Origin of the sequence: Clostridium luticellarii, from assembly GCF_002995845.1 — a bacterium.
GTDB lineage: Bacteria > Bacillota > Clostridia > Clostridiales > Clostridiaceae > Clostridium_B > Clostridium_B luticellarii.
On record NZ_PVXP01000159.1, the window covers coordinates 1 to 728 of the forward strand.

At 29.4% G+C, this 728-nt stretch carries 2 protein-coding genes; both read right to left on the reverse strand.

Annotated elements, in window-relative coordinates:
- Nucleotides 1-57: 57 nt before the first annotated feature.
- The gene (locus tag CLLU_RS18525) at nucleotides 58-492 is read right to left on the reverse strand and encodes a hypothetical protein (RefSeq protein WP_106011220.1); all 435 of its coding nucleotides are present in this window, start codon (nucleotides 490-492) and stop codon (nucleotides 58-60) included.
- A gap of 3 nt (nucleotides 493-495) precedes the next feature.
- A partial coding sequence (locus CLLU_RS18530; protein WP_158255951.1) for an ATP-binding protein occupies nucleotides 496-728 on the reverse strand: 233 nt, incomplete at its 5' end.

Consider the following 728-nt stretch of genomic DNA (forward strand, 5'->3'; position numbering starts at 1 on the left):
TGTAGATTGTCAAGTAAATTTGACCCCTTTTTACGTTTAATTTTGACCCCCTAGAGTCTAAATTATATTTAGGCCAAAACCATCATATTTTAATTTTTTAGTATTAATTATTAATTGCTTAGATTCATTATCGATGGTTACATATTTATTTAAAATTAATAATCTATCTTTAATAAGATCTTTAACAAGATCATCAAAACTCAAATTGAGATTTGGCCCCGGAAGGGGCTCAACTCCTTTAATTGTAGTTTTCTTATTCTCAAGTTCATCAATACTCATAAATTCAGCAGTATCCATGTTATTGTTAGCTCTATGCTTATACAATCTTAAAGACCTATCAAAACAATAATCAGTACTATTAAACATTCTTCTCTTAAGCTGTTGGAAACTAAGATTATATTTCTCTCTTGCGAGAATTATAGCTGTTTCTTTTCCTTTTTCATTAAATGTATTAACAAATTCATCAAAATCTATTGCTATACTATTTTTCAAAATTTATTCCTCCTGTAAATACCTATTTACTCTATGGCTATCGCCTGTTATACTTATGACGTGGGAATGGTGAAGAAGCCTATCTAGTACAGCAGTAGCTGCTAATTCACTAGTGAATATCTCGTCCCATCTTTCAAACGGTAAGTTTGTTGTTACTATTAGAGAGCTTTTTTCGTATCTTTGACGGATTAACTGAAAAAATAAACTCTCTTTTTCTTTATCCATTTTTAAATAAC